Raw genomic sequence first — 23,542 nt, forward strand, 5'->3', positions numbered from 1 at the left:
CAAATTACTTCGCGTTCGGGTTCGGCATCCAGGCGGGCATGGCGACATCGGCATGGGCGAACTGCGGCAGCTTGGCCGACAGGTCTTCCATGTTCTTGATGTCCTTCTCGATCAGTTCCTTCTGCGTGATCAGCGTCGGCGGCACGATGACGTTGTGGCCGGGGTCTTCGCCAGCGAGCAGCTGCGCCAGTGCGCGCACCGAGACCTGGCCGACGACGGCAGGATTGGTCGCGGCGGTCGCCGCCCAGGCACTGTCGGGCTCGCGCATCGCGGAGATGTCGGAAGTCGAGATGTCGGCCGAATAGATCTTGATCTTCTTGTTCAGGCCGGCTTCGTCGACCGCGATCTTCACGCCCTTGGCGAATTCGTCATAGGGGGCGAACATCACGTTGATGTCGGGATGCGCCGACAGCACGGAGCGTGCCTGGTTGGCGACCGAGTTGGCGATCGGGTTGTCGAGCGTGCCGAACATGGCGACTTCCTTGATGCCCGAATGCTGCTTCTTGACGTCGACCCAGGTCTCGTTGCGGCGGTCGAGCGGCGCGATGCCGGCGACATAGACGTAGCCCGCGTTCCAGCTGTCGCCATTGTCCTTGACGGCCTGCTCGAGCGCGAGACGGGCAAGATCCTTGTCCGACTGCTCGATCTGCGGGATCTTGGGATTCTCGACATTGACGTCGAAGGCGACGACCTTGATGCCGGCATCGACCGCGCGCTGGGCGGCGTCCTTCATCGATTCGGTCAGGCCGTGCTGGATGATGATGCCCTGCACGCCGAGCGCGATCGCCTGGTCGACCATGTCGGACTGAAGTGCTGCATCCTGGCGGCTGTCGAGCACGCGCAGGTCGATGCCGAGCGCCTTCGACTGCGCCTCGACGCCCGAGAGATAGGCCTGGAAGAAGTCGCCGGTCGAGAGATAGCGCACCAGCGCGATCTTGACGCCGGGCTTGTCGAACGGCGCGGGCTTGTCCGCGGCAAAAGCCGGAACCTGCATGAGCATGCTTGCGCCGGCCAGCGCGAGCGCCACCTTCCCCAAAACTCTTCTTGTGATGTTCATCTTGTTTTCCTCCACTTCTGTTGAGCCCAAAACCTATCCGGCCGAAACTACCTCCTGCCCCTGCCCGACAGGGCAAAGGTGAAGACAAGGGCGACGACCAGAACCACGCCCTTGACGAAATCCTGTGTGTAGTAAGGCGCGTTCATCATCGTCAGGCCTTGCAGCAGGATGCCGACGAACAGCGCGCCGACGGCGGTGCCGAAGGCGTTCGGCTTGGCGGCGCCGAGCACCGCATAGCCGATCAGCGCCGCGGCAACCGCATCGAGCAGCAGATTATTACCCGAGGCGATGTCGCCGCGTCCAAGTCGGGCGGCGAGCAAAATGCCGCCGATCGAGGCAAAAACTCCTGAAATAATGTAGGCCCAGATCTTGTATGCCTTGACAGGCGCGCCGGCGAGTTCGGCGGCCCGCTCGTTGGAGCCGACCGCGTACATCATGCGGCCGAAGCGCGTGTATTCCAGGAAGAACCAGATCAGCAGGGCGAGCACCAGAAGCACGACCACGGAGACCGGGATCAGGTTCGGGATGAAGAAATCGAAGCGGTGCCGGCCGAGCGCCAGGAAGGCATCGGAGAACTTGCCGTTGGCGACCGAGCCATCGGGCATGGTCATGCCGGTGGCGATAGAACGCCCCTCGGTCGGTATGCGCTGCAGGCCGACGAGCAGGAACATCATGCCGAGCGTCGCCAGCAGGTCGGGCACGCGCATATAGACGATCAGCCAGCCATTGATCAGGCCGACAATGGCGCCGATGAGCAGACAGACGATGACGGCGACGAACGCATTCTGCTCCAGCACCACCATGACATAGGCTGATGCCATCATGGCTGAGGTGGCCACGGAGCCGATCGAAAGGTCGAACCCGCCGACGACCAGCGTGGCGGTGACGCCGAGCGCCAGCACGCCGGTGATGGCGACCGACTGGAAGATGAAGACAGCACTTTGGGGCGAAACGAAACCATCGGCGGCGATCGCGAAATAGGCGACCAGCCCGAACAGGAGAACGATGAAGCCGTAGCGAATGGCGTAGTCGCGCAGCGTCATTCAACGCACCCCGGCGCGGCTGCCCAATTCATCCCACTCGAACTCATGGTCTCTCCATTCCATTTCCCTTCGCGACGCTCAGGCCGCGCTGTGCAGCGGTCCGCCGGCGACCTCGGCCAACAGGCGGTCCATATCGACGTCGGCGTTTCGATGTTCACCGACGATCGTGTGCTCCGACATCACAAGAATGCGGTCGGCCGTCTCCAGCGCCTCGTCAATTTCGGTGACGAACAGAAGCGTGGCGCGGCCATTGGCGCTTGCCCTAAGCTTGGCGGCGATGTCGCGCCGAGCCGAAATGTCGACGCCTTGAAACGGCTCGTCGAGAACGAAGAGCCTCGCATCCTGCGCCATCCAGCGCGCGACCATAACCTTCTGCTGGTTGCCGCCGGACAGTGCCGACATTTCGTCCTTCTCCGAGCGGCAGACGACGCCCAGTTCCTCGATTTGCCGGCGCGCGGTGGCGCGCTCCAGGCGACGCTTGATGACGTTGAGTCCGGACATGCGCTTCAGGAAAGGCAGGCTGATATTGCGCTCGATGTTGAAGCCGCCGACGATGCCGCTGGTCGCACGGTCCTTGGCGACAAGGAACACGCCGGCCGCGATCGCATCACCCGCCGAGCGCGGCGCATAAGGCTTGCCGTCCATCGTCATGGTGCCGGCGAAAGGTTTGCGCACCCCGAACAACGTTTCGGCAAGCGCCGTCTTGCCGACGCCGACAAGCCCGGTGATGGCAACCACCTCGCCATCGCCAAGGGTCATCGAGATCGGGCGAGCGCCCTGCGCGATACGAAGGCCCTCGACGGTCAGAACCGCCTTGGCCGAACTCCTTGCAACGATGCGGTCGAGATGGATCTTGCGGCCAAGCATGGCGTTGACCGCGCCTTCATAGTCGAGCGGCTTGCTGTCGAAGACGCCTGAGACGATGCCGTCTCGCATCGAGACGATGCGATCGGCAAGCCGCCTGATGTCCGACATGCGATGCGAAATATAGAGGATCGCCACGCCCTGCCCCCGCAAGCGGTCGACCAGCGCGAACAGCCGGTCGGCTTCGGCACTGGACAGCGACGAGGTCGGCTCGTCGAGGATCAGGACCTTCGGCTGATGCGCCAGGGCGCGGGCGATCGCGACCATCTGTCGATCGGCCAGCGAAAGATCGCTGACGCGGGCCTTGAGATCGATGGCGAGCCCCATGCGGTCGGCGACCGCCTTGGCTTCGCGGCGCACGCGGGCGGGATTGAAGATCGTCGGAGCGCCGCGACCGCTCAGCCTGTCGAGCGTCAGGTTGGTCGCGACATCAAGGTCGGCGACCACGCCGTCATTGATGTTCTGATGGACGGTGACGACACCGGCGCGGATCGCTTCGGCCGGCGTGTTCGGCGCGAAATCCTGTCCGGCAAGCGTCATGGCGCCGCCGCCACGTTCGTAGACGCCGCTGATGATCTTGACGAGCGTGGATTTGCCGGCGCCGTTGGCGCCCATCAGCACGGTCACCTCACCGGAATGCAGTTCGAGCGAGATGCCGCCAAGCACCTCGTTGCGGCCAAAGGATTTCCTCAGTCCCTCTACGCGGAACACGGCATTGCCGACCATGCGTTCCTCCCTGACGATGACGCTATGGTCAATATCGGCAATTGTCAACACGATTGACAATTGCCAGACAGCTTCCTAGCTTGGCCCCGCCGCTAAGGCTCCCCTATGATCGGAGCGCAAAGGCGGGAGGGAGAAGAATGACCGGGAAATTGCCGTTCGAAGCATTGTCGGTGGAGACGCTTGCGACGCGTCTCGGCGCGAACGAAGCGCTATGCGCAGAGATCGGCGCGGATACGGCCCGATGGAAAGTCCGCGAGGTCGGCGACGGCAATCTGAACCTGGTTTTCATCGTCGAAGGCGCCGGCGGTGCCGCCGTGGTGAAGCAGGCCTTGCCCTATGTGCGCCTCGTCGGCGACAGCTGGCCGCTGCCGCTGAAGCGTTCCTTCTTCGAGTATCACGCGCTGACAAGACAGGAGCGCCGGGCGCCGGGTTCGGTGCCGGCGATCTACCATTTCGACGAAAGCCAGGCGCTGATCATCATGGAGTATCTGGCGCCGCCGCACATCATCCTGCGGCGCGCCCTTATCGACGGGCGCCGGTTGCCGAACATCGCCAGGGATATCGGCCTGTTCATGGCCCGCACGCTGTTCCGTGGCTCCGACTTCTCGATGGTGACCAGGGAGCGCAAGGCGGACCTCGCTCTGTTCGCCGACAATGTCGAACTTTGCGACATCACCGAGAACCTGGTTTTTTCGGACCCCTATTTCGACGCCAAGATGAACCGGCACACCAGCCCGCAGCTCGATAGCCTTGTCGCGGAGCTGCGCGCCGACCGCGACCTCAAGGTCGAGGCGCAACGGCTGAAGCACCTGTTCGCCGCCAATGCCGAAACGCTGCTGCATGGCGATCTGCATTCGGGCTCGATCATGGTGACCGACAAAGAGACCCGGATGATCGATCCGGAATTCGCCTTCTACGGCCCGATGGCATTCGATGTCGGCATGCTGCTTGCCAATTTCTGGATGTCGTTCTTCTCGCAGCGCGGCCATGAACAGGACGGCAAGCGCGACGCCATGCGCGCCTATCTGCTCGAGGTGACCGCCGAAACCTGGGCGGTGTTCCGCGCCGAGTTCTCGCTGCTGTGGCGCACGGAGCGCACCGGCATGCTCTACCAGAAGAGCCTGTTCGAGGATCAGGGCGACAAGCTCGGCGCCGAGCAGGCGCTCGACCACGTGCTGCACCAGATCTGGGACGATCTTCTGGGGTTCGCCGGCATCGAGGTGCACCGGCGCATTCTCGGCCTCGCCCACAATGCCGATTTCGAGACCATCGCCGATGAAGACCTGCGCGCTTCCTGCGAGGCCAAAGCGCTCAAGTTCGGGCGTCACATCGCCGTCAACCGGCGCCAGATCCACAGCATCGACGAGGTCAACCAACTGGCCGCGCTGATCGAACAGGAGAGCGGAATTTGAACGTCGGCGACCGCCACTATCGCACCATCTGGCTGAGCGACGATAAGCGTTCGGTCGAGATCATCGATCAGCGCTGGCTGCCGCACGACTTCCGCATCGAGAAGATCGGCACGGTTGCCGGCATCGCCACCGCCATCCGCGACATGTGGGTGCGCGGCGCGCCATTGATCGGCGTCACCGCGGCCTATGGCGTCGCCATGCAGATGGCGGACGATCCGTCCGACTCGGCGCTCGATGCCGTATGGGAGACGCTGCACGAGACACGCCCGACGGCGATCAACCTGCGCTGGGCGCTGGACGAGATGCGCCGCTTCCTCAAGCCATTGCCGACAGAACAGCGCGCCGCGGCCGCCTACCGGCGGGCCAGCGAGATCGCAGACGAGGATGTCGGCCTCAACCGCGCCATCGGCGAGAACGGACTTGCGATCATCAAAAAGATCGCAGCGGGCAAGAAGCCAGGGGAAACCGTCAACATCCTGACCCATTGCAATGCCGGCTGGCTGGCGACCGTCGACTACGGCACCGCGACCGCGCCGATCTATCTGGCCGTCGAGGCCGGCATTCCCGTGCACGTCTATGTCGACGAGACGAGGCCGCGCAACCAGGGCGCCCAGCTCACTGCCTGGGAAATGGCCGGCCATGGCGTGCCGCACACGCTGATTGTCGACAATGCCGGCGGACATCTGATGCAGCATGGCGCGGTCGACATGGTCATTGTCGGCACCGACCGCACGACCGCCGACGGCGATGTCTGCAACAAGATCGGCACCTATCTCAAGGCGCTGGCCGCCGCCGACAACAAGGTGCCCTTCTATGTCGCCCTGCCCTCGCCGACCATTGACTGGACCGTCCATGACGGCCTCAAGGAAATTCCCATCGAAGAGCGCTCCGGCGACGAGGTCTCGCTCGTCTGGGGCAAGACGGCGGACGGGAAAATCGCCCAGCTACGCATCTCGCCCGAGGCGACGCCGGCGGCGAACCCGGCCTTCGACGTGACCCCGGCGCGACTGGTCACCGGGCTCATCACCGAGCGTGGCGTGGCGAAAGCCTCGCGCGAAGGCCTGAAGGCGATGTTCCCCGAGCGTGGATAGCTTTCAGCAAGGCCTCGCTCGCGGCCGATAGCGCCGCAAGACCCAGATCTCCTCCAGCACCTTGCTGCGACGCTTCCGGCGATGGCCGGAAGCGCGCGTTTCCAATCGTCCCATCGCCTGTCGGCGCGTGCCTGCTGCCTCGCGGCGCAACACAGGGTTGCTTGCGCATTTGGTATGCTGGTATAATATGTACCTGGTATGGCGTCCTCGGAAAGCACGCCGTAATCGAGTGGCAGAGCCGGACCGGCGAAGCCTGGTCCATCCGTGTTCCTGGGAGGAAACATTATGAGGTTTGTGACTGTTGCGGCGCTTGCCAGCGCCGTGCTGACGAGTGTTGCGGTGCTGCCGGCGGCTGCGTCGCCCGACGCGCCGGTCATCGCGCTCGCCAATGCCTATTACGGCAACACCTGGCGGCACCAGATGGTCGAGGCCTTCGAAGCCTCCGCCAAGGAAGCCAAGGCAGCCGGGCAGATTTCCGACTATATCGTCATGAACGGCGATGGTTCTGTGGCGCAGCAGAACAGCCAGATCGCCGAGTTGATCCTGAAGAAGGTCGACGTCCTTGCCGTCGACGCCGCCTCGGAGACGGCCGTCAACGGCGTCATCGAAAAGGCCTGCAAGGCCGGCATCATCGTCATCTCCTTCGATTCCGTCGCCTCGGCGCCCTGCAACTACCAGCTCAATTTCGACTTCAAGGGCTACAAGGCAGCCCAGGCCGAAGCCGTGTTCAAGATGCTCGGCGGCAAGGGCAACATCATCCAGGTGCGCGGCGTGAAGGGTTCTGCGCCGGACAATGACATGTTCAACGCACAGCAATCTGTGCTGGCGAAGTATCCCGACATCAAGGTCGTCGCCACCGTCTATGGCCAGGCGACCGCCTCGGTCGCGCAGGCGGCCATCGCCAATGTCCTGCCCTCCCTGCCGCATGTCGATGCCGTGCTCGGCCAGGGCGGCAGCGACGATGTCGGTATCGCCCAGGCGTTCGTCCAGTATGGCGGCGACTACGCCGGCAAGATGCCGATCATCGAAGGCGGCGGCGGCACCGACTTCGTCAAATGGTGGGCCGAGGAGAATGCCAAGAACGGCTATCAGACCGTGTCCATGAACACCACGCCAGGCATTGGCGGGGCGGCGTTCTGGCTCGGCCTGTCGCTGCTCAAGGGCGCCAAGGCGCCCAAGATGATGATCATGCCGGTGGCGACCGTCGATGCCAGCAATCTCAAGGACTACGCCAAGCTGCCGGGCGGCCAGATCATCAGCCCGAGCTATTCGCTCGACTGGGTCAAGCAGAACCTGTTGAGCAAATAGGCGCCGATGCCCGCGACCGGGCGCAGCCAGTGGCCGCGCCCGGTTTTCCGCATGCGAAGAAACGGAAGACGAATGTCCCAGTTCGCCGTCGCCCCCCAGAAAAGCGCGGACGCCAAGGCGCCTGCCGCTTCGATCCGGCAAGAGATCGTCTCGCTGTCGCGGATCACCAAGAGTTTTGGGCCGACGCTGGCGAATGCGGAGATCGACCTCACCGTTCGTATGGGCGAAGTCATCGGGCTGGTCGGGGGCAACGGCGCCGGCAAATCGACGCTGATGCGCATCCTGTGCGGCACCATGTGGCCGACCCTGGGCTCGATCGCCTTCGCCGGCCAGGCGGTTGAGTTCTCCGGCTACGACACGGCAGAAGCGCAGCGGCGCGGCATCCGCATGGTGCACCAGGAACTGTCGCTGTGTGCCAACCTTTCCGTCGCCGAGAACTTCTTCCTGGAAACGCCTGATGACGCGGCCAACCGTCCCGGCTGGCGCGCGCTTTACAGAACACGTGCCCGGGCCGCGCTCGATGCCGTGTTTCCCACCAATGGCATCGATGTGGACGCCGAAGTCGGCCATCTCTCCATCGCCGAACGGCAGATGGTCGAGATCGCCCGCGCCGCCGCGACGCCTGGCGTCAAGCTGATCATCCTCGACGAGCCGACCTCCTCGCTCGACCTCGATCGCTCGAAGCAGTTGCGTGCCTTCATCCGCGAACGGGCTGGCGCCGGCCTTGCCTTCATCTTCATCAGCCACAAGCTCCAGGAAATCATCGACATCGCCACGCAGGTCGTGGTGCTGCGCAACGGGCGCACCGCCTGGCGGGGCGACGTCGCGGAAACCTCGATCGACAGGCTGGTGCAGCTGATGGGCGGCGACGCCAATTCGATCCACCAGCACGGCATGGCCGCCACCGGCAGCGGCCCGGTGCTGGTGCGGCTGTCCGGATCGCTGACGTCGAAACTCGGCCGCGACATCGAGATCGCGCGCGGCGAGATCGTCGGACTGGCGGGGCTGGAGGGCAGCGGCCAGAAGGACCTGCTGCATGCCATCTTCAGCGGCAAGGATGCCGCCGTCGCCAGGGCCGAGGCGGCCAGCTTCATTGCCGGCGACCGCCAGAAGGAAGGCGTCTTTCCGCTGTGGAGCGTGCTGGGGAACATCAGCATAGGCAGCCTTGCGCGCCGCCGGGCGCTGGGTCTGGTCTCGGAGCGGCACGACCGCGAGGCGGCAGGCGAAGCCTCCGGCCGGCTGCGGCTCGATGAAAACCGCCTCGCTTCCAACATACTGGAGCTCAGCGGCGGCAATCAGCAGAAGGCCCTGGTGGCCCGCGCGCTCGTCGCTGACACACCGATCATCCTGCTCGACGATCCGACGCGCGGCGTCGACATCGCCACCAAGCAGGATTTCTACCGGCTCTGCAACGACATCGCGCGCGGCGGACGCACGCTCGTCTGGCACACGACCGAGGATGCCGAGCTTCTGGCCTGCGACCGCGTGCTGGTCTTTTCCGGAGGCCGGATCGTCAAGGAACTTACCGGTGAGGCAATCACCGAGGCGGCGATCGTCGGAGCATCGTTCGCCGAGCAAGCGGACAAGCGCACCGGCGCCACGCACGGCAATGGCGGGATGGCCGGGCTTGGGCGCAGGCTGGTGGACGCAGCGCCCTTCATCGGCCTTGCCGCCGTGCTGGCGGTGATGATTTCCGCCAATCCGGCGGTTGCCTCGGTCTTCGGGCTCGACCTTCTGCTGATGCCGGCGCTGTCGCTGGTGCTGGTGACGGCGGCGCAGATGTTCATCGTCGGCGGCAGCGAGATCGATCTCGGCGTCGGCGCCTTCGCGGGGCTGACCAGCGTGATAAGCGCCACACTGCTCTACGATCAACCCTGGCTCGGCGCGCTGGCGCTGGCGGCGGCGATCGCCGCCTATGCCGGGCTCGGCGGTCTCATCCAGGCGCGCAAGATTCCGGCCATCGTCGTCACGCTCGGCGCGTCCTTCATCTGGGTGGGGCTGGGTTACGCGCTGCAGCCGACGCCGGGCGGAGCCAGCCCCGATTGGCTGACGTCGCTGTTCGGATGGTCGGTCGGCTTCCTGCCAACCTCGGTGATCCTCATCTGCGCCGTTGCGCTGGTCGTGTTCGTGATCGACCGGCTGCCGCTCGGCGTGGTGCTGCGCGGCTTCGGCAACAACCCGACCGCGATGATCCGCTCCGGCTGGTCGCCGACGCGCTATGCGCTGGTGCGCTATCTCATGGCAGGCCTGTTCGCCGCCGCCGCCGGCCTGTCGCTGACGGCGATCAACACGGCGAGCGACATCAATTCCGGCAATTCGTTCACGCTGCTCAGCGTCGCCGCCGTGGTGATGGGCGGCTGCTCGCTGCTGGGCGGCATCATCTCGCCGGTCGGCGCCATCGTAGGCGCCGTGACGCTGTCGCTGATCGGCGCGCTGCTCGGCACGCTCAATGTCAGCAGCGACTACAACGCCGCCACGCAAGGCCTGATCCTCATCGCGCTGCTGACATTGCGCAGCCTGACCGCCGACCGCAGGAGCGAACAATGAGCGGGCGAGGAACAGGCGCATTGGCCGCCTTCGGCCCCTGGGCGCAGAAGAACCGCTGGGTCTGGGCTGCCATCGGCGTGCTTTTGCTGTGGCTCGTGCTCTCCATGGTCACCAGCCGCTTCAGCCTCTCCAGCCTGTCGGGCATCATGCTGTCGGCCTCGTTCCTGACCATCGTCGGTATCGGCCAGATGTTCGTCGTCACCACCGGACGCGGCAATATCGACCTTTCCGTCGCCTCGGTAATCACGCTCAGCGCCTTCGTCGCCCTCCTCACCATCAAGGGCCAGGACGCCAATCTCGCCATCGGGATCGTCGCGGCCATCCTGCTCGGCCTGATAGTCGGACTGCTCAATTCGCTGCTCGTCGTCGGCCTCGGCATTCCGGCGATCATCGCGACACTCGCCACCGGCTATGTGCTGGCAACCGCGACACTGCTGTCGAACAAGGCAATCCCCGGCTTTGCCGTCAGCCCCGCGCTGAAGGACCTGGCGACCGGCCGCATTTCAGGCATTCCGATCATGGCCATCGTTGCCATCCTTGGCGTGGCGGCGGCTTCCTTCGTGCTGCGCTACACCGTGTTCGGGCAGCTTTTGTCGGCGGTCGGCCAGAACCGGGCGGCGGCGCGGCTCGCCGGTATCCGCAACGGGCCGGTGATCGCGTCGGCCTTCATCATCTCCTCGGTGCTGGCATCGCTCGACGGCCTGCTGCTCGGCGCCTATATCGGCGGCGCCTTCCTCGAAATGGGCCAGCCCTATCTCCTGCAGTCGATCGCCGCCGTGGTGCTTGGCGGAACCCTGATCTTCGGCGGCTCGGCAACCGCGCTCGGTACCCTGTTCGCCAGCATCCTGCTCATCCTCATCGTGACGACGATGCAGATCGTCGGGTTGCCCCCCGGCATCCAGGACATCGTCCAAGGGATCGTCGTCATCTTCGTGCTGGCGCTGGCGGGCCGGCAGGCCTTGACGCGGCGCGCGGCCGAGCCCGCCGGCGGCACGACGGCGAAAACCGACACCGGCACGGCGGCCCTGACGGAGTGATGACTACAAAGCCGACGATTCCTCTTGCCAAGTTATGGTAGAGTGATCATACCAGTATATAAGATGACGATCGTGCGGCGATCGCCTGTGGATCAAGGAGCAAGGGCCAGATGACAACGATTGCGCTGTTCGGTGCGGGCGGAAAAATGGGCTACCGCCTGTCGACCAATTTCCGCGGCTCCGCCTACCAGATCCGCCATGTCGAGATCAGCGAGGCCGGCAAGGAACGGCTGAAGACGGGACTGGGCATAGACACCGTCAGCGTCGACGATGCGCTCCATGGCGCCGAGGTCGTCATCCTGGCGGTGCCGGATACGCATATCGGCAAGGTCGCCGCCGGCATCGAAAGCAAGCTTGCACCGGGTACCATGGTGGTGGTCCTCGACGCGGCCGCGCCCTTTGCCGGGCATCTGCCCAACCGCCCCGACCTCACCTATTTCGTCACCCATCCCTGCCATCCGCCGATCTTCAACGACGAGACCGACATGGCCGCCAAGAAGGACTTCTTCGGCGGCGTCAAGGCCAAGCAGCATTTCGTCAGCGCCCTGATGCAAGGACCGGAGGCGGACTACGCCAAGGGCGAGCAGATCGCCCAGATCATCTGGGCGCCGGTCATGCGCTCGCACCGCGTCACCGTCGAGCAGATGGCGCTGCTGGAGCCAGGTCTTTCGGAGACGGTTTGCGCTTCGCTGCTGGTGGTGATGAAGGAAGCGATGGATGAGGTCGTGGCGCGCGGCGTCGACCGGCAGGCCGCGCTCGACTTCCTGCTCGGCCATATGAACGTGCTCGGCGCCGTCATTTTCGGCGAAACGAAGGGTGTTTTCTCCGACGCCTGCAACAAGGCGATCGAATTCGGCAAGCCGGTGCTGATGCGTGACGACTGGAAACGCGTGTTCGAACCGGAAGAGATCGCAGCCAGCATCCAGCGCATTACCTGAAGCGACGGCTTCCCTCCCCTTTGCGGGGAAGGGAAAACACGATCACTCAGATACATATCATCTGAAATAGTGGTTGACTCATCATACCAGTTGGCTAAGCTGTTGGCCAACTTGGATCAGGCTTAGCTGGGAGCTCTAAGCCTGGACGAGTGGAGGATGGCGGGGAGCGACGATCCGTTCAGGAGAACCCGCGCCGGGCTTTGAATCCGGCGCGACGCGCTGCCTGACCAGTTCAATGCGTCGGCCTCGCTCGATCGACGCGCGATTCTTTTTTTCAAACGGGAGGACTTCATGAAACTCACACGCAGAATGACGCTTGCGGCCTTCGCCAGCGTATTGGCACTCGGCACGGCGGCGCCGGCCTTCGCGGCGGACCTCATCGCCATCATCACCCCCTCGCATGACAATCCGTTCTTCAAGGCGGAAGCCGTCGGCGCCGAGGCCAAGGCCAAGGAACTCGGCTACGAGACGCTGGTGCTGGTGCATGACGACGACGCCAACAAGCAGTCGCAGCTGATCGACACCGCGATCGGCCGCGGCGCCAAGGCGATCATCCTCGACAATGCCGGCGCCGACGCCACCGTGGCCGCCGTGCAGAAGGCCAAGGACGCCGGCGTTCCCTCGTTCCTGATCGACCGCGAGATCAACGCCACCGGCGTCGCCGTGGCGCAGATCGTCTCCAACAACTACCAGGGCGCCCAGCTCGGCGCGCAGGAGTTCGTCAAGCTGATGGGCGAGAAGGGCAATTATGTCGAACTGGTCGGCAAGGAGTCCGACACCAATGCCGGCATCCGCTCCAAGGGCTATCACGACGTCATCGACGACTATCCGGACCTGAAGATGGTCGCGCAGCAATCGGCCAACTGGAGCCAGACCGAGGCCTATTCCAAGATGGAATCGATCCTCCAGGCCAATCCCGACATCAAGGGGGTCATCTCCGGCAACGACACGATGGCGATGGGCGCCTATGCAGCACTTGCCGCGGCCGGCCGCAAGGACGTCATCGTCGTCGGCTTCGACGGGTCGAACGACGTGCGCGATTCCATCACCTCGGGCGGCATCAAGGCGACGGTGCTGCAGCCGGCCTATGCCCAGGCGCAGATGGCGGTCGAGCAGGCCAACGACTTCATCAAGAACAAGAAGTCGCCCGAGAAGGAAAAGCAGCTGATGGACTGCGTGCTCATCAATGGCGACAACGCCGCCAAGCTGGAAACCTTCGCGCTGAAGAACTGAAGCGCCTCGACATAGCAGCGAGGGGCGGCCCCGTGGGTTCGCCCCTCGCCTCCATTTCATGTTCCGGGTGCCTTTGACCGCCATGCCTTTGACCGCGAAGCCGAAGACATTGACCTGGCTGACCTCTTTTAGTTGGCTGGCGCTTGCCGCGCTCGCGGGCCTTGGCCTCAGCGGCTGCAAGATCCTGCCGACGCCGACGGCAAAGACCGAGGCAAGCGCGCCCGTCTTCAATCCGGACAAGATGGTCGAGGATATCTGGGCCACCAAGGTCATCCCTTACCTCCAGCAGAAGGCCGGGCCGTTCGCCGAGGTCCATGCCCTGGCGAAAACCGACCCCGCGGCGGCGGGCGCCAAATACGGCAATCCCAGGAAGCAGGAGAATTCGCCCTGGACCTTCGCGGTGCGCCTCGAAGGCAAGATCGTGGCCGCCAACACGCAGTCGCGCGCCGGCACGATCGATATCGACGTCGATGGCGACGGCAAGGCCGACGCACGGGTCCAGATCGGGCCGGCGATGCGCGGCACGGCGCTGCGCGACAGTCTCGACTTCGTCCAGTTCAACGACTTCACCAACCAGATCGACTTCGCCCAGTTCGGCAAGGCCTTCAATGCCTATGCCGACAAGACCGTGCTCTCCAAGCTGCCGCGCGAGGCGCTCGAAGGCCGCACCGCAAAGGTGCTGGGTGCCTATACGATCGAAGGCGGACAGGACCTGCCGCTGGTGACGCCGGCGGAGGCCGAGATCGGGCCCAAGCCATGAGCGCCGGTCACGACGTCATCCTGAAGCTGGAAGACGTTTCCAAGGTCTATGCCGGCACCGTCGCGGTCAAGCAGGCCAATTTCGAAGTGCGCAAGGGTGCGGTCAACGTGCTGGTGGGCGAGAACGGCGCGGGCAAGTCGACGCTGATGAAGATCATCGCCGGGGTCGAGAAGCCGACGGCCGGCCGCATCCTGCTGGAAGGCGAAGAGGTTTCCTTCTCCTCATCGGGCGACGCGGTGAACCGGGGCATCGGCATGGTGTTCCAGGAGCTGAACCTGTTCGGCAACATGACCGTGGCCGAGAACATCTTCGCCACGCGCGAGATCACCAACCGGTTCCGCAAGATCGATCGCAAGGCGCAGGAAATGCGGGCGGGCGCGTTCCTCGACCGGCTGGAAGCCGGTATCAGGCCCGACATGCTTGTCGAGGATCTGCGCATCGGCCAGCAGCAACTGGTCGAGATCGCCAAGGCGGTGTCGCTCGATGCGAAAATCCTGATCATGGACGAGCCGACCTCGGCGCTGAGCGCGGCCGAAGTCGAGATCCTGTTCAAGGTGATCGCAGACCTGAAGGCGCGCGGCGTCGCCATCGTCTACATCTCGCATCGGCTCGAAGAACTCATCCGCATCGGCGACTACATCACCGTGCTGCGCGACGGGCGCATCACCGGCCAGGAAGAGATGGCAAACGTCGACACGCAATGGATCGTGCGGCAGATGATCGGCTCGGACGCGAAGGACTTTGCCAAGGCCGACGGCCACCAGCCCGGCGCGGAGATCTTCCGCGCCCAGGAAATCTGCCTGCCGCGCGTAACCGGCGGACTTGCGGTCGACCACGTCTCGCTGTCGCTGCGGGCCGGCGAGATCCTCGGCATCTATGGACTTATGGGCGCCGGGCGCAGCGAGCTGTTCGACTGCATCATGGGCCGCCACGGCCATGCCAGCGGCAGAATATTCATCGCCGGCAAGCAGGTGAAGGAGCGTGACACGACGCGGCGCATCCAGCGCGGCCTGGCGCTGATCCCGGAAGACCGCCAGCGCGAGGGCCTGGTGCCGATCCTCTCCGTCGCCAGCAATCTGACGCTGGCCAGCCTGTCGCGCTTCGTGCGCCTGTTCCACATAAGCGGCGGCGCCGAGCGGGGGGCGGTGGCGCAGATGGTGCGCGAACTGGCCATCAAGGTCGCCGACCCGGCGCAGGAAGTCTCGTCGCTCTCCGGCGGCAACCAGCAGAAGGTGGTGATCGGCAAGGCGCTGCTCACCGGCCCGAAGGTGCTTCTGATGGACGAGCCCAGCCGCGGCATCGATGTCGGCGCCAAGGCGGACGTCTTCCGCACCATGCGCAAGCTGTCGCGCGACGGGCTGGGCATCCTGTTCGCCACCTCGGACCTCGATGAGGTGATGGCGCTGTCCGACCGGATCGCGGTGATGAGCAATGGCAGGCTGACCGGCATGTTCGACCGCGCCGAGGCGACCGAGGCCGCGATCGTAGCTGCTTCGGCACTGGGCCATGGTCCCTCACCTCTTGCCCCCGCGCATCTTGCCTCAGCACATGGAGAGCAACGCTGATGACTGATATTCCGGCCAGGGCGGCTCCCTCTTCGGTCTCCGGCGGCTCCGCACTGCTGACGCTGATGAAGCTCAGGACCTTCATCGCGCTGATCGCGGTGCTGGTGTTCTTCTCGCTCGCGGCGCCCAACTTCCTGTCGGCGGCCAACCTCATCCTGATGGCCAAGCACGTGGCGCTCAACGCCTTCCTCGCCATGGGCATGACCTTCGTCATCATCACCGGCGGCATCGATCTCTCGGTCGGCTCCATTGTCGGCCTGTGCGGCATGGTGGCCGGCTATCTCGTGCTCAACGGCATCGACCTGCAGATCGGATACACGATCTACTTCAACGTCTTCGAGATCATCCTGATCACGCTTGTCGTCGGCATCGCGATCGGCGCGGTCAACGGGTTGCTGATCACCAGGCTCAATGTCGCGCCCTTCATCGCCACGCTTGGCGTGCTCTACGTGGCGCGCGGCTTCGCGCTGCTGTCTTCCGACGGCCGCACCTTCCCCAACCTGGTCGGCAAGGCCGAGCTCGGCACCACCGGTTTCGGCTTCCTTGGCGCCGGCAGGCTGTTCGGCCTGCCTGTCTCGATCTGGATCCTCGTCGTGGTGGCGCTGGGCGCGGCCTATCTGGCGAAATACACGCCGCTTGGCCGCCACATCTTCGCCGTCGGCGGCAATGAGCGCGCAGCGCGCATCTCGGGCGTGCGCGTCAACATGGTCAAGATGTTCGTCTACATGTTCTCCGGCTTTTGCGCGGCGATTGTCGGACTCATCATCTCGTCCGAACTGATGGCCTCGCATCCGGCGACCGGTGAAAGCTTCGAACTCAACGCCATCGCCGCCGCTGTGCTCGGCGGCACGTCGATGTCGGGCGGGCGCGGCACGATCGGCGGCACCATCGTCGGCGCCTTCGTCATCGGCATCCTGTCGGACGGGCTGGTGATGATGGGCGTGAGTTCCTTCTGGCAGATGGTGATCAAGGGCCTGGTCATCATCGTCGCCGTGGTCGTCGACCAGGCGCAGCGCCGGCTGCAGCAGCGTGTTAGCCTGATGCAAATGGCGAAGGCAGGCTGATCATGGCGAATTTGAATGGAGCGCTGATCGGCTGCGGCTTCTTCGCCGTCAACCAGATGCACGCCTGGGGCGATATCGAAGACGCCTCGATCACCGCCATCTGCGACCGCGATCCGGAACGGCTGCGCATCGTCGGCGACCAGTTCGGCGTGGCGCGGCGCTACACGGACGCGGCGGCGATGTTGTCGGCTGAAAAGCTCGATTTCGTCGACATCGCCACCACGGTGGGCAGCCATCGGCCCCTGGTCGAACTGGCCGCCAGCCACCGCGTCCCGGTGATCTGCCAGAAACCCTTCGCGCCGACGCTCGCCGATGCCAAGGCGATGGTGACAGCCTGCGCCGATGCCGGCGTGCCGCTGATGGTGCATGAGAATTTCCGCTGGCAGTCGCCCATACAGGCGGTGCGCGCCGTGCTCGACAGCGGCGAGATCGGCACGCCGTTCTTCGGACGTATCTCCTTCCGCTCCGGCTACGACGTGTTCTCCGGCCAGCCTTATCTTGCGACCGGCAAGCGCTTCATCATCGAGGATCTCGGCATCCACATCCTCGACATCGCGCGTTTCCTGCTCGGCGACGTATCGAGCCTCACCGCGCGCACGGCGCGCATCAATCCGGCCATCGCCGGCGAGGACGTCGCAACGATGTTGATGGATCACCAGAGTGGCGCCACCTCGGTGGTCGATTGCAGCTATGCGACGAAACTCGCCGTGGAGCCGTTTCCCGAAACGCTGGTCGAGATCGACGGCAACGACGGCACGATCCGGCTGGCGCAGGGATACCGGCTCACCGTCACCGGCAGGAACGGCACGACGGTCAGGGACGTTTCGCCGCCGCTGCTGCCCTGGGCATCGCGGCCATGGCACAACATCCAGGAGAGCGTGCTGGCGATCCAGAAACACTGGGTCGGCTGCCTTGCGTCAGGCGAGGAGCCGGCAACCTCGGGCGCCGACAATCTCAAGACGTTCGCCCTGGTCGAAGCCGCTTACGCCGGCGCAGCCAGCCGGGAGCCGGTGCGGATCGACAGCCTGCTGACATGACCGCCGACACCTTCGATCTCTATGGCACAAAGGCACGCGAAGCCGCACCGGTGCGGCTGCGGGCCGGCGCGCTGAGCGCAGACCTTGTCAACGGCAATCTGCGCACCGTGCGCCATGGCGGCACCGAAGTGCTGCGCGCCATCGCCTATGTCGTGCGCGACCGCGACTGGGGCACTTATGAGCCGGGCCTGACCGATCTGGAGATCGAGCAGCACGACGACAGCTTCCGCGTCAGCTATGCCGCAAGCTGCGTCGGACCTGGCGGCGCCCGGCTCGGCTTCCGCGCCGTCATCGAAGGTTCCGCCGACGGCACCCTCCGCTTCGACGTGACGGCGTTACCCGAGAACGATTTCGAGACCAACCGCTGCGGCTTCTGCATCCTGCATCCGATCGCAGGCCTCGCCGGCAACCCGGTGACGGTAGAGCATACCGATGGCGGCGTCGTGCATACGAAACTGCCCGACCTGGTCGACCCCTGGCAGCCGTTCAAGGATCTTCGCGCCATCACCCATGAGGTGCGGCCCGGCGTCACCGCCCAATGCCGGATGGAAGGCGACGTTTTCGAAATGGAGGACCAGCGCAACTGGTCCGACGCCTCCTACAAGACCTATGTGCGGCCGCTGGCGCTGCCCTGGCCCTATGTGCTGGCGGGCGGCGAGCCGCTGCGCCAGACCGTCACCTTGCGCATCTCGGGCGAGACGAAGGACGCGGCCGCCGCGACAAGCATCGACCCGGTGCGCATCGAGCTTGGCGAGGCCGGTCCGAGACTGCCCGACATCGGCCTGGTCATCTACCCCGAAGACATCGATGCGACACTTGCCGGCCTGCCCGATCTGGCCGGGCTGGCGCCACGGCAATTGCTTTTCCAGTTCGATCCGACTCGCGGCCACGGCCTCGAGGCCTTGCGCGCCCATGCCCGGCTCGCCGCCGCCTTGCCGGCCGCGACGACGCTCGAATGCGTGGTCGCCTGCACCGGCGATCTCGATGCCGAACTCTCCGGCGTCGCCGACATGGTGCGCCGCGCCGGCCTGCGGCTTGACGCCATCGCCGTGTCGCCTTCGGTCGACCGCCAGTCGACGCCGCCCGGCAGCGCCTGGCCGGCATGTCCGCCGCTGGAGGATGTCTATGCCGCCGCCCGCCGGGTTTTTCCCGGCATCCGCCTCGGCGGCGGCATGTTCAGCTATTTCACCGAGCTCAACCGCAAGCGGGTTCCCGCCGGTCCGCTCGACTTCGTCACCCACTGCACCTGCCCGATCGTGCATGCCGCCGACGATCTCAGCGTCATGCAGTCGCTGGAAGCACTGCCCTTCATCACCCGCTCGGCAAGGGCGATCTTCGGCGATATGCCCTACCGGATCGGGCCTTCGACCATCGCCATGCGGCAGAACCCGTATGGCGGCGCGACCAAGGACAATCCTGACGGCCTGCGCATCGCCATGGCCAATCGCGATCCACGCCATGCCGGGCAATTCGCCGCCGCATGGGCGATCGGATATGCAGCCCGCGTCGCGCCGGCCGGGCTGGAGATGCTGACCCTGTCCAGTTTCGCCGGCCCGTTCGGTTTGATGGCCGCATCCGGCGAACCCGCCGCCGAAGGCGCGCCGCGGCCGATCGCCAGGGCCATCAAGGGGCTTTGCGAACTGGCCGGCCTCGCGCATGTTTGCGCGAAGACGAGCGACGAGACGCGGATCGCGGTGCTGGCCGGCCGCTCCGCTTCAGGAGCAATTGTCGCATGGCTGGCGAACCTGACGGCAATCGACGTTGCGGTCGACGCATCCGAACTCGGCCGGGGGCATCTCGTGATGCCACCCTACGCCATCACCCGGATCGGCTAGAGCCTACTTTTCGGAATTCATCACATAGAGCGCCCGCGAGCGTTCGAGATGCTTGATCATCGCCTTCTCGGCGCCGTCGGCATCACGGTGCTCGATGCGGTCGACGATCTCCTCGTGCTCGGTCAGCGTGTACTTTTCCTTGCCGGTCCAGATCAGCATTTCGGTGTGGTATTCCTTCAGCCAGCCGAGCATGGCCTCGCTGACGGCGACATAGATAGGGTTGCCCGATATAGCCGCGATCTGGGTGTGGAACTTCATGTCGGCGGAGATAAAGGCTTCGGAATCGCCGCGCGCTGCGCGCTGCTCGGCGACCGTCGCCTTGAGCCGCTGCACATCCTCCGACGTGGCCTTTTCGGCTGCCTCCCTGACCATGCCGCGCTCGAAGAAAATGCGCGCCGTCTTCAGGTGCTCGAGCGTGTCCCTGGACGACGACAGGATGATCTTGGCGGCGCCGTCGACCTGCTTGATGATCGACTTGGCGGTCAGTTGCAGCACCTTGGCGCGCTCGCCATGCGAGATGGCGACGAGACCCATATTGCTCAGCGCCTGCATGGCCTCGCGGATCGCCGGCCTGCCAACCTCGAAACGCTCCATCAGCTCGCGCTCCGACGGCATGTCGTCGCCCGGCTGCAATTCGCCGCTGGTGATCAGCAGCTTCAGCCTGGCGAAGACTTCATCGGAAAGTTTGCGCCGGACGATCGGCTCCGAACGGTTCATCGTGGCGAATCACTCCCTGGCCCGATCCCTGTCTAGCATCCCCGGTGCGATTACCGGAATGCCTGCGCCTTGCCCGTCCGATCGCACGGGATATTCGCTTGCAATACTTATGTACTCATTATACCAGATTTACTGCGCGACCAAACCTTTTTCGAACCCCTTCGGCAGGGCCGGCACCCATGATCACCCTCACCTATCGCATCGAGACGTCAGGCAGTATCGAGGCCCTGGCTGCCAAGATCGCCAGTGACCAGTCGACCGGAACCTTCGTCGCGCTGCCCGGTGAGACAGAGGAGCTGAAGGCGCGCGTAGCGGCCCGCGTGCTGGCGATCCGGCACCTGCCCGACGCCGCGCTGCCGTCCATTCCCGAGGCCGGAAGCGGGCCGTTCCGGCGCGCAGATGTCGACATCGCCTTTCCCTTCGATGCGATCGGCACCGACCTGTCGGCGCTGATGACCATCGCCATCGGCGGCACCTATTCGATCCGCGGCCTGTCGGGCATCCGCGTCGTCGACATGAAGCTGCCCGAACAATTCAGAGGCGCGCATCCAGGCCCGCAGTTCGGCGTGGCCGGCAGCCGCAGGCTGACCGGCGTCGAGGGTCGCCCCATCATCGGCACCATCGTCAAGCCAGCGCTCGGCCTGCGCCCTCACGAGACGGCGCAGATGGTGGGTGAACTCATCGAGGCCGGCGTCGACTTCATCAAGGATGACGAGAAGCTGATGAGCCCCGCCTATTCGCCGCTCGCCGAACGGGTCAAGGCGATCATGCCGCTGGTGCTCGACCATGAGCAGAAGACCGGCAGGAAGGTGATGTACGCCTTCGGCATCTCGCATGCCGACCCGGACGTGATGATGCGCAACCACGACCTGGTGCTCGAAGCCGGCGGCAATTGCGCCGTCGTCAACATCAACTCCATCGGCTTCGGCGGCATGGCTTACCTGAGGAAGCGCTCCGGGCTGGTGCTGCATGCGCATCGCAACGGCTGGGACATCCTTACCCGCCATCCCGGCCTCGGCATGGATTTCAGGGTGTGGCAGCAATTCTGGCGACTGCTCGGCGTCGACCAGTTCCAGATCAACGGCATTGCGTCCAAATACTGGGAGCCGGACGAATCCTTCATCCGCTCCTTCGATGCGGTGACGACGCCGCTGTTTTCACCAGCCGATTGCGCCCTGCCGGTGGCCGGCTCCGGCCAATGGGGCGGACAGGCTCCCGAAACCTATGAACGCACAGGGCGCACCGTCGATCTTCTCTATTTGTGCGGTGGCGGCATCGTCAGCCATCCGGACGGCCCGGGCGCCGGCGTGCGCGCCGTCCAGCAGGCCTGGCAGGCGGCCGTCGCGGGCGTTCCACTGGCGGACTATGCCCGCGACCATGTCGAGCTGGCCCGCTCGATCGAGAAATTCGGCGACGGCAAGGCGGCGTGAACAAGGCTATGCGCGAGCTGCTCCTCAGCTACTATGGCGACGACCTGACCGGTTCCACCGACGTGATGGAGGCGCTCGAGACCGGCGGCGTGCCGACCGTGCTGTTCATGCGCCGGCCAGACCAGCCGCTGCTGGCGCGCTTCTCGCATTGCCGGGCGGTGGGGCTGGCGGGCGCCAGCCGCAGCGAAACGCCGGACTGGATGGAGGACAATCTGGCGCCGGCCTTCGAATGGCTGAAAAGCCTGGACGCGGCCATCTGCCACTACAAGATCTGCTCGACCTTCGATTCCAGTCCGACGATCGGCAATATCGGCCGGGCGATCGAGATCGGTCGGCGCATCTTCGGCGAAGCTGGCGTGCCGCTGGTTGTCGGCGCGCCGCAGCTCAAGCGCCATACCGCTTTCGGCAATCTCTTCGCGGCGTTTCGCGGCGAGTATTTCCGCATCGACCGGCACCCGGTGATGAGCCGGCATCCGGTGACGCCGATGAACGAAGCCGACCTCCTCGTCCACCTTTCACGCCAGACCAGCCTGAGTTCGGGGCTGATTGACCTCGCGGCCCTCGAGGCCGGCGATCTTCCGGCCCGCGTCGACCAGACCCTGCGCGACAGGGATATCGTCCTGTTCGACGTTGCCGACCATGCGACGCAAAGGCTGGTCGGCGAGCAGCTGTGGCGGGTGCGTGAGCATAATCCCGGTTTCGTCGCGGGATCCTCGGGCGTCGAATACGCGCTGCTGCGCGCATGGGCGGCCAGGGGTGTCGTATCGGGGGCCGCCAAAACCGTCCCGGCCGGCCCCGTGGACAGGCTCGCCGTCGTCTCGGGCAGCGTCTCCCCGACCACTGAAAAGCAGATCGGCTACGCGATGGCGCATGGGTTCGACGGCATCCCGCTCGATGCCTTGCGGCTGGTCTCGGAAAACTCCGGCGAAGCGATCGATCACGCCGTTGCTTGCGGCCGCGCCAGCCTTGCCGCCGGCCGCAGTGTCATACTCTACACCGCGCTCGGCCCGCAGGCCGACCGCGGCGCCGAGATCGATCAGGTCGAGGGCGCGCGCAACGCGCTTGGACGGGCGCTGGGCAGCATCCTGCGCCGGCTTGTCGTGGACGAGAAACTCAAGCGCGCGGTGATCGCCGGGGGCGACACGTCAAGCCACGCGCTGGGGCAATTGTCGATCGACGCGCTGACCATGCGCATGCCGCTGCCGCAGTCGCCGGGATCGCCGCTCTGCCTTGCCCATGGCGGGAGCGAGATCGATGGCCTGGAGATAGCCCTGAAGGGCGGTCAGGTCGGCACCGACGCCTATTTCGAGACCATCCGGCTGGGGAACTAATACAGCGGCTTGCTCATATGGCCAGGTGTCGGCCACTGTGCTGTGACGCCGGGCTGCACCGGCCGTTCCAGATAGGTGGACAGGACCACATAGCTCCGTGTCGTGGTGACGCCGGGTGTTTCGTAGAGACGCGACAGCAGGCCTTCGAGCGCTCGCGTATCCTCGGTACGCACCTTCAGCAGAACGCAGGTATCGCCGGCAACCGTATGGATCTCCTCGACCTCCGGATATTGCGAGACCGCCATCAGTTCAGGCGTCTTGCCCCAGCCCTTGGTGTCGATATGGACAAAGGCCAGCAACGGCTTTCGCACCGCGTTCGGATCGATGATAGCCGCGGTGCCGCGGATGGCGCCGCTGCGGCGAAGCCGCTTGACCCGTTCATGGGCGGCGGGCGGAGAAAGCCCGACGCGATCGCCGAGTTCGGCATAGCTGACCGTGGCGTCCTCGACGAGAACACCTAATATCTTTCGGTCTATCGCATCGACATCTCGGGGCGCGGGCTTGTTCCGCGGAATTCTATCTGTTTCTTCGTCCATGTTGAGATTCC

The 23,542-nt window shown here is 65.0% G+C and carries 19 protein-coding genes; 14 read left to right on the top strand and 5 right to left on the bottom strand.

What is annotated here, in order from left to right:
* Nucleotides 1–4: 4 nt before the first annotated feature.
* The 3 genes from FFS37_RS27645 to FFS37_RS27655 form a co-directional block, all read right to left on the bottom strand.
* Nucleotides 5–1,057, bottom strand: a complete 1,053-nt coding sequence (locus FFS37_RS27645; protein ID WP_137934152.1) for a substrate-binding domain-containing protein — start codon at nt 1,055–1,057, stop codon at nt 5–7.
* A gap of 47 nt (nt 1,058–1,104) precedes the next feature.
* Nucleotides 1,105–2,100: an ABC transporter permease gene (locus tag FFS37_RS27650; RefSeq protein WP_137934153.1), complete on the bottom strand. Its 996-nt coding sequence runs from the start codon at nt 2,098–2,100 to the stop codon at nt 1,105–1,107.
* A 78-nt stretch (nt 2,101–2,178) separates the two neighbouring features.
* Complete coding sequence (locus FFS37_RS27655) at nt 2,179–3,690, bottom strand: sugar ABC transporter ATP-binding protein (RefSeq protein WP_137934197.1); 1,512 nt, start codon at nt 3,688–3,690, stop codon at nt 2,179–2,181.
* A 137-nt stretch (nt 3,691–3,827) separates the two neighbouring features.
* On the opposite strand from FFS37_RS27655, the gene mtnK reads away from it, so the two are divergent.
* From mtnK to apnL, 12 genes are all read left to right on the top strand, one after another.
* Entirely contained in the window at nt 3,828–5,102 is a 1,275-nt protein-coding gene (gene mtnK, locus FFS37_RS27660) for an S-methyl-5-thioribose kinase (protein ID WP_137934154.1), read from the top strand.
* Complete coding sequence (mtnA, locus tag FFS37_RS27665; protein WP_137934155.1) at nt 5,099–6,193, top strand: S-methyl-5-thioribose-1-phosphate isomerase; 1,095 nt, start codon at nt 5,099–5,101, stop codon at nt 6,191–6,193. Before mtnK ends, mtnA begins: the two co-directional genes overlap by 4 nt.
* 285 nt (nt 6,194–6,478) lie before the next feature.
* A complete protein-coding gene (locus FFS37_RS27670) occupies nt 6,479–7,501 on the top strand; it encodes an ABC transporter substrate-binding protein (RefSeq protein WP_137934156.1) in 1,023 nt (340 codons plus the stop codon).
* Nucleotides 7,502–7,573: 72 nt separating this feature from the next.
* Nucleotides 7,574–10,048 (top strand): ATP-binding cassette domain-containing protein, encoded by a 2,475-nt coding sequence (locus FFS37_RS27675; RefSeq protein WP_137934157.1) that lies wholly within the window; start codon nt 7,574–7,576, stop codon nt 10,046–10,048.
* The gene (locus tag FFS37_RS27680) at nt 10,045–11,085 is read left to right on the top strand and encodes an ABC transporter permease (protein WP_137934158.1); all 1,041 of its coding nucleotides are present in this window, start codon (nt 10,045–10,047) and stop codon (nt 11,083–11,085) included. Before FFS37_RS27675 ends, FFS37_RS27680 begins: the two co-directional genes overlap by 4 nt.
* Nucleotides 11,086–11,195: 110 nt before the next feature.
* Complete coding sequence (locus FFS37_RS27685) at nt 11,196–12,023, top strand: phosphogluconate dehydrogenase C-terminal domain-containing protein (RefSeq protein ID WP_137934159.1); 828 nt, start codon at nt 11,196–11,198, stop codon at nt 12,021–12,023.
* A 291-nt stretch (nt 12,024–12,314) separates the two neighbouring features.
* Complete coding sequence (locus FFS37_RS27690; RefSeq protein WP_137934160.1) at nt 12,315–13,256, top strand: D-ribose ABC transporter substrate-binding protein; 942 nt, start codon at nt 12,315–12,317, stop codon at nt 13,254–13,256.
* Between the two features lie 82 nt (nt 13,257–13,338).
* Nucleotides 13,339–14,016, top strand: coding sequence for a DUF2291 family protein (locus FFS37_RS27695; RefSeq protein ID WP_171026447.1), 678 nt, complete (start codon nt 13,339–13,341; stop codon nt 14,014–14,016).
* On the top strand, nt 14,013–15,581 hold the full coding sequence (locus FFS37_RS27700) for a sugar ABC transporter ATP-binding protein (protein WP_137934161.1): 1,569 nt from the start codon (nt 14,013–14,015) through the stop codon (nt 15,579–15,581). Before FFS37_RS27695 ends, FFS37_RS27700 begins: the two co-directional genes overlap by 4 nt.
* Nucleotides 15,581–16,645 (top strand): ABC transporter permease, encoded by a 1,065-nt coding sequence (locus FFS37_RS27705; protein ID WP_137934162.1) that lies wholly within the window; start codon nt 15,581–15,583, stop codon nt 16,643–16,645. Before FFS37_RS27700 ends, FFS37_RS27705 begins: the two co-directional genes overlap by 1 nt.
* Before the next feature lie 2 nt (nt 16,646–16,647).
* Nucleotides 16,648–17,682 carry a Gfo/Idh/MocA family protein gene (locus FFS37_RS27710; RefSeq protein ID WP_137934163.1) on the top strand — a complete coding sequence of 345 codons (1,035 nt, stop codon included), beginning with the start codon at nt 16,648–16,650 and terminating at the stop codon, nt 17,680–17,682.
* Nucleotides 17,679–19,517: a D-apionate lactonase gene (gene apnL, locus FFS37_RS27715; protein ID WP_137934164.1), complete on the top strand. Its 1,839-nt coding sequence runs from the start codon at nt 17,679–17,681 to the stop codon at nt 19,515–19,517. The genes FFS37_RS27710 and apnL overlap by 4 nt, the downstream gene beginning before the upstream one ends.
* 3 nt (nt 19,518–19,520) lie before the next feature.
* On the opposite strand, the gene FFS37_RS27720 is transcribed toward apnL, so the two are convergent.
* On the bottom strand, nt 19,521–20,234 hold the full coding sequence (locus tag FFS37_RS27720) for a transcriptional regulator NanR (protein ID WP_137934165.1): 714 nt from the start codon (nt 20,232–20,234) through the stop codon (nt 19,521–19,523).
* Between the two features lie 179 nt (nt 20,235–20,413).
* Here FFS37_RS27720 and oiaX point away from each other — a divergent pair, with 179 nt between their 5' ends.
* A complete protein-coding gene (gene oiaX, locus FFS37_RS27725; protein ID WP_137934166.1) occupies nt 20,414–21,664 on the top strand; it encodes a 3-oxo-isoapionate-4-phosphate decarboxylase OiaX in 1,251 nt (416 codons plus the stop codon).
* An 8-nt stretch (nt 21,665–21,672) separates the two neighbouring features.
* Nucleotides 21,673–22,995, top strand: coding sequence for a four-carbon acid sugar kinase family protein (locus tag FFS37_RS27730; protein ID WP_137934167.1), 1,323 nt, complete (start codon nt 21,673–21,675; stop codon nt 22,993–22,995).
* Here the strand turns inward: FFS37_RS27730 and FFS37_RS27735 are convergent.
* Nucleotides 22,992–23,531 carry an Lrp/AsnC family transcriptional regulator gene (locus FFS37_RS27735; RefSeq protein ID WP_137934168.1) on the bottom strand — a complete coding sequence of 180 codons (540 nt, stop codon included), beginning with the start codon at nt 23,529–23,531 and terminating at the stop codon, nt 22,992–22,994. The genes FFS37_RS27730 and FFS37_RS27735 overlap by 4 nt on opposite strands.
* Between the last annotated feature and the right edge of the window lie 11 nt (nt 23,532–23,542).

Origin of the sequence: Mesorhizobium comanense (assembly GCF_005503535.1) — a bacterium.
GTDB classification, from domain to species: Bacteria; Pseudomonadota; Alphaproteobacteria; order Rhizobiales; family Rhizobiaceae; genus Mesorhizobium; species Mesorhizobium comanense.